This window comes from Streptomyces sp. NBC_01717 (assembly GCF_036248255.1).
In the GTDB taxonomy this organism is placed as follows: Bacteria; Actinomycetota; Actinomycetes; order Streptomycetales; family Streptomycetaceae; genus Streptomyces.
Genome location: NZ_CP109178.1, coordinates 681710 through 695878, shown reverse-complemented (window position 1 = coordinate 695878; position 14169 = coordinate 681710). Strand labels below are relative to the sequence as shown.

Here is a 14169-nt window from a genome sequence, read left to right as displayed (position 1 = left end):
CCCACCAGGTGTTGCGCTGCCCCGGTGCGCCGTCAGGGGAGGCGGCGTCGAAGCCGGCGGCCGAGGAGGACGGCACCTGTGCCGACCACCAGGGACGCACCGGCGATGCCGGCCTCGACGCGGGCGTCATACACGGACCCGGTGGTCGCCAAGGACGGTTGGGCGGAGGAGGAACCCCCGGCCGCCTGCAGGATCAGGTCGGTGACCGCCTCGGGGTGGGCGATCAAGGACACATGCGAGGAGTTGATCTCCACCGTGTGCGCACCGGCGCGCTTCGCCTGGAATCGCTCCTGCTCCGGGTTGATGGTCTTGTCCTGCCGACCGACGAGTGCCCAGGACGGGATGCTCTTCCAGGCTGCGACCTTGGCCTTCTCGGAGAAAGCAGTCGTAGCGACGGGCCGCTGGGTGACCCCCAGCAGATTGGCCTCGCTCTCGGGCAGGTCGGCGGCGAAGACCTGGCGGACCTTGTCGCGCTTGAGGTACAGGTCGGTCCCGCTCCGGCCGCTCTCGCGGTACGGGACGGACCTGGTGGCGGTGCTCAGTTCGCTGGGGAACCGTGCGGCAAGGGACATGCCGCTCTCGCCCACGTCGGGCATCAGAGCCGACACGTAGACCAGCGACTTCACCTGGGGGTTGCCGGCCGCGGCCGAGCTGATCACAGCGCCGCCGTAGGAATGGCCCACCAGCACGACCGGACCCTTGATGCTGTTGAGCACGGAGGCGATGTACGTGGAGTCGTTGTACAGGCCGCGCAGTGGGTTGGCGGGCGCGATGACGGTATATCCGCTGCGCTCGAGCCGCGAGATGACCTCGTCCCAGCTGGAGCCGTCCGCGAACGCGCCGTGTACCAAAACCACGGTGGGTTTCGCACCTGAAGTGTCGCCGTCCGCGGGGGCCGCTGAGACCACGCACAGGGCGAGGGCACATCCGGCCACGGTGACGTGTGCACGCAATATTCGATGCCGTGCGCCGAAGATCGCCAATGCGGTCATGCCGTTCTCGCTTCCCTTGAGGTGCCTGGAGCACCCCAGCGTTCACGCATCGGCGCTGTTGAGCCCGGCCGCACCGTCCAACCGGGTGAAGATGGCGGGGCAGCGGAGTGAAGAGGGTGGGTGGGAGTCAACTCGCGTGACGGCACGTGGACATGGGAGCCGGCCATGCCGGGCGCAAGCCTGGGCTGTGGAGAGTCGGGAGCGAGCAGCGGCACGGAGCGGGTGCTCCGGGCTACTGGTTGTCGAGGAGCGAAAATCGGTGGATCAGGGTTCGCCGCGCGTGGCAAGCTGCGAGTGCCGAAGGGGTGTAGCTCAGATGGCCAGAGCGCCGGTCTCCAAAACCGGATGCCGCAGGTTCGACTCCTGCCACCCCTGCCACCCCTGCCACTGATCAGGGATTCCACTGCGAGCGGGCCTCTGCCGGAGTCCGGGGCCGCTGCGGCGGTGACACCCTGACCGAAGTCACCTTGTGTACCACGAACGGGCCCGTCTCCGGGGCGCCGGCCTCGGTTCCGAACTCCTCCATGGGACCGACCCGCCAACGGGTAATACGTGCGCACCTCCCCGTCCGCGTTACGGATCGCGAGGCACGTGTGGCCCCTCGCCAGGCTGGTCGACGGCCGTCAGTGTTTCGCCGTTCTGCTGGACCATTCCGCCGTCGCCGGCCGGTGACGGCGCTGACGTCATCGGCGTTGTGTCACCCCTCATGCGCTACGGATCTGTCGGGCGCCTACCGGCGGCCAGGCCGGGGCCGCACCGTCGGAACGGGCTGGTGAGTGCCTCGTCGGCAGGGTGGACCGTGGTGATGCCGACGGCTCCGTCCTGGTGTGCGGGGGAGGGTGCGGCCGGGCCGCTGCGGCGGTCAGGGCGGCAGGAGTGAGTGTCGGTGACGCTCGTTCAGGGAGGTAAGGAGCGGCTTTTGGCGCTGGAACCCGGCGGCATGCTGCCGAGAGGGTGAGTGGGTGTCATGAAGTCACCCAGAAGGCCTAGTCGTATGTCATATAGGCCTATTTTTAAGTGTTTTGACGGTTCATCAGGTCTATCCAGATGTGCGATATGAGCCGCGCATTCGCCCGGTCGGCCCCCTGGTGCCACATCCGACATGACAGGTAAAGGCCCCATAAGTACGTTCATTGCAGGCCGGTTGCCCGGCCGACCCTCAGAGACAAGGGAGAATGACATGACGACGCGTACCGTCGCCGTGACCGCCGCCGCAGTGGGCGCCGCGGTCCTCGCAACTACTGGTATCACCTATGCCTCGGCCGCTGGTTCCCCCCAGGCTGCCCCGTCCGTCCAGCAGGCCGCGCCGGCCGTCCAGCAGGGTGCCCCTGCGACGGCTCCGCTCGGTGGCGAAGGCGGCAACGAAGGCGGAGTCGCGGGCGGGAAGGGCAATGAAGGAGGCGGCTACGGGGGTGGCGGTGGCTACGGTGGTGGCCACGGCTACAAGTACGAAGGCCGGATCTTCATCAACGAGCGGTCGTACTCCGCCCGCTCGGAGGAGGGCTGCATCACCGTGGTCAGCGGGCTGGGCTCGCGGAGCTTCAACGTTCGCAACGACAGCCACCGGTCTGTGGAGCTCTTCCGTGGGGCGACCTGCGACAACGGCTCCCCGGTCGCCACTGTCGGTCCCTGGAGCACCAGCAACGGTGTCTTCACCCGCCAGGTCCGCGGTGGCGTGAAGGTTCGCCACGGTGTCGTGGGCAGCTTCCGAGTGGTCAGGGACCACTACGGCAACAAGTGGTAACAGCTCCACCCGCATCACATGGAAACCCCGGCCCGTCGGAATCGGGCCGGGGTTTCCGGCGCGGGGGTACCCCTCGGCGGATCAACGGATGCGCAGATGCACAGATGCCAGGCGGTCGCGCACACGTATGACGCGCGCCTGGAGCTCCTATACACCCTCTACGTCATACTAAGCGTTCATCGAGTTCCCCGCGTGTCGCGGCAAGGCGGCCCCGGTGGGCTGCAGCCCTGCGGCCCCCATTTTCGGGGCCCGTGCCTGTGGGGTGCTCGATCGGTCGGCATCGCTCGTTCGGACGCGTTGCTCGACCGGTCGGCTGCGGCGGGCACTGGTCGGGGTGGTGCTTCGGAGCCGCAGAGTTTGCGTCTCATGGCCGCAGGAGTGGGAAGTCTGCTTGGTGCCACAGCTCGCGGATGCCGGCGGCGTGCAGCTGGGAGGGGCTGTCTGACCTGCCCCAGGTCTGGACGCTGCTGGTGGAGTCGTTGATCGGCTGCCAGCCGGGGTCGCCCGTAGTAGCGAAACAGACCCATGCGTTCAGCATGCGCCGAGACAGCTGGTGGTCCTCAGCGCTCGGCGGTCCGCTGATGAGGAACTCGACGCTCTTGGCAGTGAGGTTGCCGAACGCGAAGGGGATGTCCGCGCAGTGCCAGGCGTACACCGCTCCTTCTGGACCGTTGCGCTGACGGGCGAAGCGGGACATGAAGGTTCGGCCACCGGATTGAGCGTGCCGCTCAGCGAGCCGAGTGCTGTACTCGCTGAACTGCATGTCGCCGAAGATGGCGAGATAGATGTCGAGGGCGGGGGCAAGGGGCATCAGCGCACGGTAGCCCGGCACCAGGGTGTCGGGGAGATGGAAGTCCTTCGCGAAAAGCGCGAGTTGGTCGTCGGTGATGACCTTCGCGCTGCTGCCCACGGCATCGAGCAGCCGGTACTCCTGCGTCGTGTGGCAGACCAACAGGTCCACCTCGCGGGCGGATCCGGCGGCTGTCGCGGACAACGGGTCGCTGGGCAGGATGCCACCTCCGGCGACAGGACCGTATATCACGGGGTCGTAGTGGCGGTGCCCGGAGAATGGGTCCTGCCGGTAGTCGTCGACGACCCGATCGGAGGCGGCGACCAGCGTGTGCGGAGCGGCGGACACCAAGGCATCGGCCGTGCAGGGGATGCCGGCTGCATCAGCAACTTTCCGGGTGGTCTCAGCAGCGAGCTCGATCGAATAGCAAGGGCTCGCGACGCTATGGGCTATGACGCGCCGGAACAGACCGCGGGCCTGGTCCATCACCATCAGGCAGGCGGCTGAGGCTGCCCCGGAAGACTGCCCGGCCAGCGTGACGTTTGTCGGATCGCCGCCGAAAGCGGTGATGTTGTCACGCACCCACCGCAGCGCGGCGATCTGGTCGAGCAGGCCCCGATTTTCCGGGTACGGCGACTCGGTGCCGGGCGGAAGGTGACCGAAGCCTTCAAAACCGAGTCGGTAGTTGAAGGTCACCACGATCACACCGGCTCGGGCCAGTGCCGTGCCGTCGAAATCAGGCTGCGCGGAGGACCCGAAGGTGTACGCACCGCCGTGGATCCACACCAGGACCGGCAACGGAGCACCGTCGGATGAAGGAGCCCAGATGTTGAGCGTGAGAATCTCCTCGTTGCCGGGCGACCAGGCAGGTGCCCCGGGCAGTCTTGCCGACTGCGGGGCAATGGGGCCGAAATCCTTGCACTCTCGAACTCCTCCCCATGCGTGGACCGGGCGCGGTTCCCTGAACCGGTTGCCCCCGAACGGCGCAGCAGCGTAAGGAATACCGAAAAAGGCGACGACATCCGGAACCGGCCGATGGCCTTGTACCCAACCGTCGTTTGTCTTGCGCCTATCCACAGGGCTCCTTCGCACAGCATGGTGCCGACCGATCCAGCGACGGCCATCCGGGTGGGAGATCGGCCATGGCCCTCAGCTTGTCAGCGGGGCCGGTCTCAGAACCAACGCCTGGATCGGTTCGATTGACGCACTTGCGATGTCAATCATCATCCTGGTCGGTAGCCTTTGAGGCTGAGCATCTGCCTGCGTCCGGCTCGCCTGACATCCCGCCGGGTCACGGCATCAGCGACCGGTCCTCTTCAGGCAGCCCTCCCGCCTGGCGGTGAGTCCGGCCGAGGATCTGCGCCCGCTGGTCCGCTCGACATGTGAGTGTCGCGCCCCTGCCACACGCTGTAAGCATGACCAACGATGCTCAAGAGGTGTTCCACCCCACCCCCGTCGTCGTCCTCGGCGTAGTGCCGGACGATCCGCCGTACCGCATGGTGGAGATCAACGGGGAGCTGGTCGGCCCTGCCTACGACATGGTGGATGTGATCAGGCTGGCGCACCAGGCGGGGGTGACCGATGTCGACCTCGACGATCCCGCGGTCGTGAGATGGGTCGGTGGAGCCAAGTACAAGTGGGTCCCCTGAACGGGCGGGCTTTCTGGCCTATCCGGCACACCGCTGCTTCACGCCTGGCCTGGCATCAGCTCGCGGTCCAGCACGTGCAGCCGGGCTCGAGCACGACGACGAAGGGGGGAGGGTCGGCCCGGGATGACCCGGGATGCGCTGTTCACGAGGCCGTAGAGAGGGGAAGCGCTCCCTGGCCCCAACGGCGCGCCGCCCGATGCGGACGCGTCTGGCTGAACCTAGACTGACGAGCGCCCGAAAAGTCCGGAATCTGGAAGGTGTGGACCATGGCCAAGCGAGGGAACAAGCGACGCGCCCGCAAGAAGAAGAAGGCCAATCACGGCAAGCGTCCCAACGCCTGAGAACGCCCGACTTGGGCTCGTGAACCGCCTTCAGGGCCAACTGGACGCTCCCGGCGCCGGGGTGGTCGCGCGGTCAGGTGGCGCAGGCTCCGGCGTGCGGTCGGGCAGGAGGTCAACTTCCAGGCCGGCTGCGAAATCGACGAAGAGGGTTCTGTGGGTGCGGCCCCTGCGGGAGGCGAACTCGTCGACGCCAAGCACCCGCGGGGCCCGCTGCTGCATCGGCGCCGACTCCGGGTCACTTGAGCTTCAGCGGCCCGATTCCGTCAGTTGCAGCATTGCGATCCGCTACTGTGCGCGAATGTCAAACGCACGTACGTACGGCGGCTATCGGACGGGCGGCCTATGGGTCGCGACAGGAATCTCGTTCGGTGCTGTGGCGGTTGGCTCAGGGCTCGCACTGCTCGGCATGTTCGAATTTGACGAGCGGTGCATGCAGGGGATGACGCAGGGGCCGGGCCGACTCCTGCGGGTGCGGGATCAGGCGTTTCCTCCGGCCACCATCTGCGAGTTCCAACACGGAGACGTCTCCTCGATCGGCGGCCGGGGGGTGCTCGGCGTGCTGCTCTGGGGGAGCCTGCTGGTCATGGTCACCTGCCTGCTCGTGGCCCTGATTGCGGAGTGTTTCGATCCGCGACTCGGTAGTGATCTGGTTGTACCGATGTCCAGGGGCGAGAGGCTCCGCCGCACGGGGACGGCGTTTTTCGTGACCGGGTCTGTGTTCCTCATGTTTTACGCGCTGGTCGGATGGAGGCTGTTCGCGGGGCCGTCGTCGGTCTGCTCAGTAGGAGCGGACTGGGGAACCAATGCGCCGAAGACGTTGGAGTACAGCTTCTTCCCACCTCAGGCGACCTGTCAGTACACCAGCGGCTTGACGCGGCGGATGAACCCGGACTGGATGGCGTCACTGGCAATGGAGTTGGCCGTTCCCGCGTTGATAGCCGGAGTCGGCTTCGCCCTTGCCCGCCGGCGCTGGGGAATGGAACGGCGGGCGGCGCAGCAAGACGCTGTCCTGGCGATCTCCGGCACCGCTGATCGAAGCGACGCTCCCTGAGCGGAGTCGAGTGGGATCCCATGACACCTTCGCCTGAGCCGAAGGTCCGTCGGCGCATACGCATCGCTGTGCGCGTCGCCCTGTGACGATGCGTGGGGGCGGTGTCGGTTTACGTGCCGTCGGGTGTCCAGCCGGATTCAAGGCGGCCCAGAAGGGTGCGGAAGGTAGCCGTCGCCCGGTCCCAGTCGCCGTCGGCGAGCGACCCGTAGAGCAGCCCGAGGATGGCGTCGACCAGCAGGGTGGCCTCGTTCCGGGCACGTTCGTCGGACATGCCGAGGCGGACGAAAAGGGGGGTGAACAGATCCGTCCACTCGGTGATCAGATCGCGCATCAGGGGCCCGTACTTGTCGGGGTGGAGCACACTGGCCGTCATCAATTCGAACTGGAGTGGCATCGCGGCGCGGCGGTCCGGACTGTGGAACTCCTCCCACAGCTCTTCCAGGAGGCGCCGCAGGCCCGCCGCGTCCTCGGGGGCATCGGTGGAGTTGCGTACATCGCGAAAGCGCAGGAGCGGGCGTCGGTCATCCACGGACAGTGCCTCCGCGACCATGCGTTCCTTGGTGTCGAAGTAGTAGAGGAGCATGCGGTCGCTGGTGCCCAGTTCCCGGGCCAGCGGGCGCAGGGAGAGGCCCGTCAGTCCGTTGCGGAGCACGTACGCGCGGATGCGGCGCAGCAGGTCCGCTCGTTTGGCTGGGTCAGCCGGCCGCGGCATGAAGCCTCCTCGCCAGTGTCCGATTCAGCCCGACCTTTACCGTAACACCCGCTACATGTATATTTAAATGTAATAACCGCTACGTAAACCGGCGTGCTCATAGGGAAGGGACTGATCGGCATGGCTGCCCAGGACGCCGCTCTCGGCAAGGCGAGTGTCTCCGAGGGCGCCCCGTCTTCGTGGTTCGCCCGCCAGCTGGCCCTGTGGTCGCGGACCATGGAGCCCCTGCGGCCGCTGAGCGCTCCCCGCGCCCGGGCCACCGCCCAGGACGCCTCCTGGCCTCTGGCGCCGGAGCTGATCTCCGTCAGCCGAGCCCGCCGACTGGCGACCGCGCAAGTCGGCGCGTGGAGCCTGAACGAGCTGGCTGACACCGTTGAGCTGTTGGTCAGCGAGATGGTCACCAACTCCTTGCGTCACGCACGCGGCCCCGTACGACTCAATCTCCAGGTCCGCGGCTCACATCTGCGGTGCGAGGTCGAGGACACCAACTCCGACGGTCCGGTACGCCGCACCACCTGCGCCGACGCGGAAGGCGGGCGCGGCATGGAACTCCTCGACCTGCTCGCCGAAGCCTGGGGCAGTTCCCGCACCCCCACCGGCAAGACCCTGTGGTTCGAACTGCCGGTCCCCGTACCCGCGCAGAGCTGTCGGCCCGGCGGCCTCTGAGGCCTCGGTGGCGTCCTTGAGCGCCAGGAGGACGGCGATGGCGATCAGCATGCCGACAAGGGGACGGCGGCTTGCCGACCGGGCGAGGCGCTCTACCGCGGGCAGCCCCTGACGGAGGGCGCGCTTCGCCCTGTGGGAGACGGTCCCGCTGGAGGGTATGGTGCCCGAGCAGCGGCGGGGCAGTCAGAGTGTGCGGTCCAGGAGCGCCAAGAGCGCGGCCCAGTGGCGCTTGTCCGCTGTGCTGTCGTAGGCGGCGGTGTCGGCCTGGGTGAAGCCGTGGTGCGCCCCGGTGTAGATCTCGCTGTGGTGGCGTACGCCCGCTGCGGTGAGGGCCTCCTCGAGGCGGTCGATCTGCTCGGGAGGTAGCGAGGGGTCCTGGTCGGCGTGGCCGAAGTACAGCTCCGCGGTGATCCGGTCGGCGAGCAGGTGCGGGCTGTCGGGCGAGTCGGTGGCCAGACGGCCGCCGTGGAAGCCGGCCATGGCTGCGACCCGCTCCGGGTACGTGCCGGCGGTGCGCAGGGCCAGGCCGGCGCCCATGCAGTAGCCCGTGATGCCGACGGGCCCGTCGGTGGTCAGGGGGGAGGCGGCCAGCCAGCGCAGGTAGGCGTCTGCGTCACGCATCGCCAGATCGGGCGTCAGTGACGTCATGATCGGGCCGAGACGCTCGAAGATCTCCGGTCGGCTGGCCGGGCCGATGACGTCGGGCAGTTCGACCACCGGGGCCCGCCCATGGCGGTAGAAGACGTTGGGAAGCAGGACGGTGTAGCCGGCTCGGGCGAGGCGGTCGGCCATTTCCTTCAGGTGAGGGCGGAGTCCGTAGGCGTCCATGTAGAGCAGGACCGCGGGATGGGGAGTGCTGTCGTCGGGGTGGGTCAGGTAGGCATCGGCGGTGCCGTCCTGGGTGGGGATGTCCACCGATGTTCCGCGCACGGCGGTCATGGACGGTCTCCTCTCTCTTCCTGTTTTCCTCCGTTGCCCGGGGCAAGGAGGGGTTTCGCATGGTTGGCCAGTGGGGCGGGTGACAGCAGTGGGGTGTCAGGGCGGGGGGATCGGCGATGCGCCGGAAGGCGCGGGCGAGCACTGTTCGTCGACCGGCAGACCCCGTTCGTCCCTCCACGTGCCAACCTGTCCCTCGGCCGGACCGATCCCGCGGTGCAGTCAGGCGGTCAATGCTTCTCGCCCGTTGAAGTACGCGCACTGTTCTGCGAGGTCCGGCGTGCGCCTTGTCCGCGGCGCGCTGCTCCCGACAGTCGGTGCCAGCGTGTGTGCCACGACAACGGATGCTAGGTCGTCGCGGCAGGTTGTTCAGTTGCGCCATCCCAGGGATGACGCGAATGCTGCGGTGCGTGTACGCCAGTGGAGCTCCCGGTCCCGGGTCCCGGGATCACGTCGCGTCCCGAGCTGGGCGACGATTCAACTCTTCATCGACAGCAGCGGAGATGTTGCGGCCGGACGACTGGTCTTCTCCTCGCCACTGGTCGGAGAACCTGTACGACGCCGGCCGGAAGCCGAAGCCATGTGCCACCCACTCCGCGCAATACGTCGCCTTCGCTACCGCGGGTACGCAGTCGCGCAATTGGACCAGGTCTGCCGGGTGTTGCCGCCCCCCGCATTCATTGCCGGGAGGGACAAGTCGGCGAGGCGGCGGGGCGGTGGAGCAGTCCGGTGACCAGTAGGTCGAGGTGTCGGGTGAGCATGGTGGCGAAGTCGATGCGGGATCCGGCCAGGCGCGGGTCCTCGGTCGCCGCCAGGACGGTGGGGGAGGGGTTGGCGAAGGGCCACAGACCCGCCACGGCGACGGTACACAGGGCCGCCAGTTCCCGGGCGGCGTCGTCTCCCAGTTCGGGAATGCGGTTGCTGACCAGGCCGGCGAAGCGCACCTGCGCTTCCAGGTTGGACAGTTTGAATGCGCGGACGGATTCGAGGGAGACGTTGCGTTCCAGGACTGTGGCCAGTGCGCTCCATAGTTCGCACAGCAGCGGCCGCTGCGCCAGGGAAGCCGCGAGTGCGCTGCAGACGACGTGGTGCGGCGCCGACCGGGCGGGCGGCAGGTCGCGTTCGAGGGCGTCCAGCCATTCCTGCTGGGAGCGGCGCAGGAGTTCGAGGAATACCGCCTCGCGGGTCTCGAAGTAGCGCACGACGTTCGTCTTCGACAGTCCGACCCGGCGACTGAGCTCGCGCAGGCTGATCTCGGCGATCGACATCTCACCAAGCAGGGTTTCGGCCGCGTCGAGAATCGTCTGCTTGCGAATCTCGACCTGTTCCGGTCGCCGGGCCCGCTGGAAGGCGGCGCTCTCGGTCTGGCTCACGGCCTTCCTCCTAGGTATGGCTCGCGTTCAAAGTAGCAGACCCGCTGGCCTCTTGTTAAAGGGCCAGTGGGTTGTTACCTTGGAGGGCGTAGAGGGCCACTGGCCTCTTATTCGGTGGCCCTGCTGTCTGACGAAAGCGACGCACCCCCCATGACCTCTTACGACAAGCTCTTCATCGGCGGACGCTGGACCGAACCTGCGGGCTCCGAGACGATCGAGGTGCGCTCTCCGCACGATCAGTCACTGGTGGGCCGGGTCCCAGGCGCAGCCGAGGCGGACGTCGACCGGGCGGTCGAGGCCGCGCGGCAGGCCTTCGACCACGGGCCCTGGCCACGGACGACGCCGAGCGAGCGGCGCGCTGTCCTCGCGCGGTTCAACGAGCTGCACACGGCGCGCGGCCGGGAACTCGCGGCCCTGGTCACCTCCGAGAACGGCACCCCGCTGTGGTTCACCGGTCTGCTGCACAACGGCGGGATCGCCGAGCAGACCGCCTCCTACCTGCGGGCATCGGAATCCTTCGGCTGGGAGGAGCGCCTGGAATCCGGCACGACGGTCCGCCGAGAGCCGGTCGGGGTGATCGCCGCGGTCATCCCGTGGAACGCACCACATCAGTCGGCTCTGGCGAAGATTGTTCCCGCCCTTCTCGCGGGCTGCACCGTCGTCCTCAAGGCCGCGCCGGAGACCGCGCTCGACGCCCTGGTGCTCGGCGAGATCTTCGCCGAGGCCGGCCTGCCGGAGGGCGTCCTCAGCATCCTGCCCGCCGGCCGGGAGGTCAGCGAGTACCTGGTCTCGCACCCGAGCGTGGACAAGATCGCGTTCACCGGTTCAACGGCGGCAGGCCGCCGTATTGCGGCGATAGCGGGCGAACAGCTCAAGCGGGTGAGCTTGGAGCTGGGCGGCAAGTCCGCCGCGATCATCCTCGAGGACGCCGACCTTGCTGCCGTTGCCGAGGGGCTGAAGACGGCGTCTCTGGCGAACAACGGCGAAAGCTGCGTCGCGCACACCCGCATCCTTGCGCCCCGCAGCCGCTACGAGGAGATCGTTGCCGCGCTGGCAACGATGCTCGAGGGGCTCACGGTGGGGGACCCATCCGACCCCGCCACCTTCATCGGTCCCATGGTCCGCGCCGATCAGCAGCAGCGCGTGCGGAACTACATCGACCTCGGGATCAAGGAGGGTGCGCGTCTCGTCGTAGGCGGATCCGACGTGCCGCAGGGGCTGGAGGGCGGCTTCTACGTGCGCCCCACGCTGTTCGCCGACGTCGACAACAGCATGCGCATCGCCCGGGAGGAGATCTTCGGCCCCGTTCTCGTCGTCATCCCGTTCGACGACGAGGAGGACGCCGTGCGGATCGCCAACGACTCCCCGTACGGCCTCGGCGGCGGCGTGTGGAGCGCCGACACCGAGCACGGCATGGAGATCGCCCGCCGTGTCCGTACCGGAACGTTTTCCGTCAACGGGGCCCACGCCGCATTCGACGGGCCGTTCGGCGGCTACAAGGCCAGCGGGATCGGCCGTGAATTCGGGCTTGTCGGACTGGGCCAGTACGTCGAGTTCAAGACGATCAGCAGCTGACGTACCCGAGCGGAACAGCCGGGCGACCGGCCGGACGTGACCCGCTCACCGGAATGTGCCGAAAAGGGACCGGCCCTGGCCACTTCGTCGCTCGGGCGGCCCCGCACCACCCCCACCCGGGCAGGACCCGCAGTTTCGAGTCCACCGGCTCCACCTGTTGACGACACCGCTTGCGACGCGCCGTCCCGCCGTGCGGCGGCTTGCGAATCGGGAAGAAGAGAGCGAACCAAGATGATCCTGTACGACAAGCTCTACATCGGCGGCGCCTGGACCGCCCCCAGCCCCCCTGACCTGCTGGAGATCCGTTCTCCGCACGACCGGTCCGTTCTGGGCCGTGTCGCACAGGCCGCTCCGCAGGACATCGACCGGGCCGTGGCCGCGGCCCGTGCAGCGTTCGACGACGGACCGTGGCCGCGGACGGATCCCAAGGAGCGGCAGGAGATCATCCGGCATCTCAACGCGCTGCGTGAGGCGCGAGCTGACGAGATCGCCGAGATGATCTCCGCGGAGAACGGCTCGGCCGGCTGGTTCACCAAGATGGGCCAGCCGTTCCTGACCCGGCAGATCAACTCCTATCTCAAGGCCGCCGAGGAGTTCGGCTGGGAGGAGATCGTAGATCCCTCCGACCCCGCGGCTCCGTACGACACCATCGTGCGCCGCGAGGCGATCGGGGTGGTCGCAGCGGTGATCCCGTGGAACTCGCCCTTCTCGGCGGCGATGGCGAAGCTGACCCCGGCGCTGCTGGCCGGCAACACCGTCGTGCTGAAGACCTCGCCGGAGAACTCGCTGAGCATGATGATGCTTGCCGAGCTGTTTGCCGAGGTCGGCCTTCCCGAAGGTGTGCTCAGCATCCTGCCCGCCGACCGGGAGACCAGTGAGTACCTGGTGTCGCACCGCGATGTGGACAAGATCGCGTTCACCGGTTCCACCCGGGCCGGCCGTCGCATCGCCTCGATCGCCGGCGAGCAACTGAAGCGGGTCAGTCTCGAACTCGGCGGCAAGTCCGCCGCGATCATCCTGGAGGACGCCGACCTCGGCAAGGTCACCCAGGGGCTGAAGTTCGGCTCGCTGGGCAACAACGGCGAGGCGTGCATTCTCCAGACGCGCATCCTCGCGCCGCGCAGCCGCTACGAGGAGGTCGTCTCCGCGCTCAAGGATCTGGTGGAGTCGCTGAAGGTCGGCGACCCGGCCGACCCCGACACCTTCGTCGGCCCCATGATCCGCCCGGATCAGCAGGAGCGGGTGATCTCTTACATCCAGGTGGGCATCGAGGAGGGCGCCCGGCTGGTCACCGGCGGTACGCAGATCCCCGCCGGGCTGGAAAGGGGCAACTATGTCACCCCGACCCTGTTCGCCGACGTCGACAACAGGATGCGCATCGCCCAGGAGGAGATCTTCGGCCCGGTGCTCGCCGTCATCGCCTACGACGACGAGGACGACGCGGTCCGGATCGCCAACGACTCCGAGTACGGCCTGTCCGGCGGCGTGTGGTCCGCCGACCCCGACCGAGCACTTGAGATCGCTCGGCGAGTGCGTACCGGCACGCTCACCATCAACGGTTCCCCGATGAGCTTCGACGGACCGTTCGGCGGCTACAAGGCCAGCGGCATCGGCCGCGAGTACGGCAAGGTCGGCCTGACCGGATACGTCGAGCACAAGACCATCACCCGCGTCCGCGGAAGGGCCGACTAGCGGGCCTGGCCCGCAGGCACTGTCTGCTCGACGCCGGCAGCATCCAGCAAGGCCGCTGCCGTGGCCACGCCGATGCCCGCGAGCGCCTGGGACTGTACGACGACCCGGGCGCTCGCGCCGTCGAAGACGATCGTCAACTGCACGGCCAGGCTCTCCGGATCCTCAGCCTCGGCGGCGACGAGCTCGGCCTGGAAGAAGTCGGTCAGGTGCTGCTTGAAACGGCGCGCGACCACACTGCCCGGATGTCCGGGGTCCTTCAGCTCCACCGCAGCACTCACGAACGGGCAGCCGAGGAAGCTGCCCTCGGCAGTCATCCGGTCCTGCCGCTCGAACACGGTCAGAATGCGACCGCGCGGCGACCGCGCGTCGTCCGGGCCCGGTAGCAGGGCGGCCTCGTACGTCGGGCCGCGGCTGGCGAGGCTCTCCGCGATCACCTCGTCCTTGGACCGGAACAACTGGTACATCGACTTCTTCGAGACCCCGGCGGCCTTGCACAGCGCATCCACGCCGATGTTCATCCCGTCGCGGTAGAAGAGTTCGCCCGCCGCCTGCAGCAGTCGTTCGCGGGGTGTCACCGAGGTCGTCATGGCATCGAGGGTACCGGCTGGGCTTGCAGTCGGAAACAGATCGGTTTACCTTGGTGGAAAC

13 protein-coding genes and 1 tRNA gene are annotated in these 14169 nt (G+C 67.9%); 8 read left to right on the top strand and 6 right to left on the bottom strand.

The window, feature by feature from the left end; all coding sequences use genetic code 11:
* Nucleotides 1-32: 32 nt before the first annotated feature.
* Complete coding sequence (locus OHB49_RS03425; protein WP_329157789.1) at nucleotides 33-857, bottom strand: alpha/beta fold hydrolase; 825 nt, start codon at nucleotides 855-857, stop codon at nucleotides 33-35.
* Nucleotides 858-1293: 436 nt separating this feature from the next.
* On the opposite strand from OHB49_RS03425, the gene OHB49_RS03420 reads away from it, so the two are divergent.
* Together OHB49_RS03420 and OHB49_RS03415 are read left to right on the top strand one after the other, a co-directional pair.
* Nucleotides 1294-1370: transfer RNA gene (locus tag OHB49_RS03420), tRNA-Trp, on the top strand.
* An 802-nt stretch (nucleotides 1371-2172) separates the two neighbouring features.
* Nucleotides 2173-2736, top strand: a complete 564-nt coding sequence (locus tag OHB49_RS03415; protein WP_329157786.1) for a hypothetical protein — start codon at nucleotides 2173-2175, stop codon at nucleotides 2734-2736.
* A gap of 364 nt (nucleotides 2737-3100) precedes the next feature.
* Here the strand turns inward: OHB49_RS03415 and OHB49_RS03410 are convergent, their stop codons facing one another.
* Nucleotides 3101-4603, bottom strand: a complete 1503-nt coding sequence (locus OHB49_RS03410) for a carboxylesterase/lipase family protein (protein WP_329157784.1) — start codon at nucleotides 4601-4603, stop codon at nucleotides 3101-3103.
* A gap of 338 nt (nucleotides 4604-4941) precedes the next feature.
* On the opposite strand from OHB49_RS03410, the gene OHB49_RS03405 reads away from it, so the two are divergent.
* From OHB49_RS03405 to OHB49_RS03400, 3 genes are all read left to right on the top strand, one after another.
* A complete protein-coding gene (locus OHB49_RS03405; RefSeq protein WP_030980881.1) occupies nucleotides 4942-5175 on the top strand; it encodes a hypothetical protein in 234 nt (77 codons plus the stop codon).
* Between the two features lie 266 nt (nucleotides 5176-5441).
* Nucleotides 5442-5516, top strand: coding sequence for a 50S ribosomal protein bL37 (locus tag OHB49_RS45755; protein ID WP_100661309.1), 75 nt, complete (start codon nucleotides 5442-5444; stop codon nucleotides 5514-5516).
* A gap of 298 nt (nucleotides 5517-5814) precedes the next feature.
* On the top strand, nucleotides 5815-6567 hold the full coding sequence (locus OHB49_RS03400; protein WP_329157781.1) for a hypothetical protein: 753 nt from the start codon (nucleotides 5815-5817) through the stop codon (nucleotides 6565-6567).
* Nucleotides 6568-6676: 109 nt separating this feature from the next.
* Here the strand turns inward: OHB49_RS03400 and OHB49_RS03395 are convergent, their stop codons facing one another.
* Nucleotides 6677-7279 (bottom strand): TetR/AcrR family transcriptional regulator, encoded by a 603-nt coding sequence (locus tag OHB49_RS03395; RefSeq protein WP_329157779.1) that lies wholly within the window; start codon nucleotides 7277-7279, stop codon nucleotides 6677-6679.
* Between the two features lie 120 nt (nucleotides 7280-7399).
* Here OHB49_RS03395 and OHB49_RS03390 point away from each other — a divergent pair, with 120 nt between their 5' ends.
* Nucleotides 7400-7945: an ATP-binding protein gene (locus OHB49_RS03390; protein ID WP_443079636.1), complete on the top strand. Its 546-nt coding sequence runs from the start codon at nucleotides 7400-7402 to the stop codon at nucleotides 7943-7945.
* Between the two features lie 183 nt (nucleotides 7946-8128).
* Here the strand turns inward: OHB49_RS03390 and OHB49_RS03385 are convergent, their stop codons facing one another.
* Together OHB49_RS03385 and OHB49_RS03380 are read right to left on the bottom strand one after the other, a co-directional pair.
* The gene (locus OHB49_RS03385; protein WP_329157775.1) at nucleotides 8129-8884 is read right to left on the bottom strand and encodes a dienelactone hydrolase family protein; all 756 of its coding nucleotides are present in this window, start codon (nucleotides 8882-8884) and stop codon (nucleotides 8129-8131) included.
* Between the two features lie 674 nt (nucleotides 8885-9558).
* Nucleotides 9559-10254, bottom strand: a complete 696-nt coding sequence (locus OHB49_RS03380; protein WP_329157772.1) for a TetR/AcrR family transcriptional regulator — start codon at nucleotides 10252-10254, stop codon at nucleotides 9559-9561.
* A gap of 150 nt (nucleotides 10255-10404) precedes the next feature.
* On the opposite strand from OHB49_RS03380, the gene OHB49_RS03375 reads away from it, so the two are divergent.
* A complete protein-coding gene (locus tag OHB49_RS03375) occupies nucleotides 10405-11829 on the top strand; it encodes an aldehyde dehydrogenase (RefSeq protein ID WP_329157771.1) in 1425 nt (474 codons plus the stop codon).
* Between the two features lie 231 nt (nucleotides 11830-12060).
* Nucleotides 12061-13521, top strand: coding sequence for an aldehyde dehydrogenase (locus OHB49_RS03370; protein ID WP_329157769.1), 1461 nt, complete (start codon nucleotides 12061-12063; stop codon nucleotides 13519-13521).
* On the opposite strand, the gene OHB49_RS03365 is transcribed toward OHB49_RS03370, so the two are convergent.
* Nucleotides 13518-14108, bottom strand: a complete 591-nt coding sequence (locus tag OHB49_RS03365; RefSeq protein ID WP_329157767.1) for a TetR/AcrR family transcriptional regulator — start codon at nucleotides 14106-14108, stop codon at nucleotides 13518-13520. The two genes, OHB49_RS03370 and OHB49_RS03365, sit on opposite strands and share 4 nt — an antisense overlap.
* Between the last annotated feature and the right edge of the window lie 61 nt (nucleotides 14109-14169).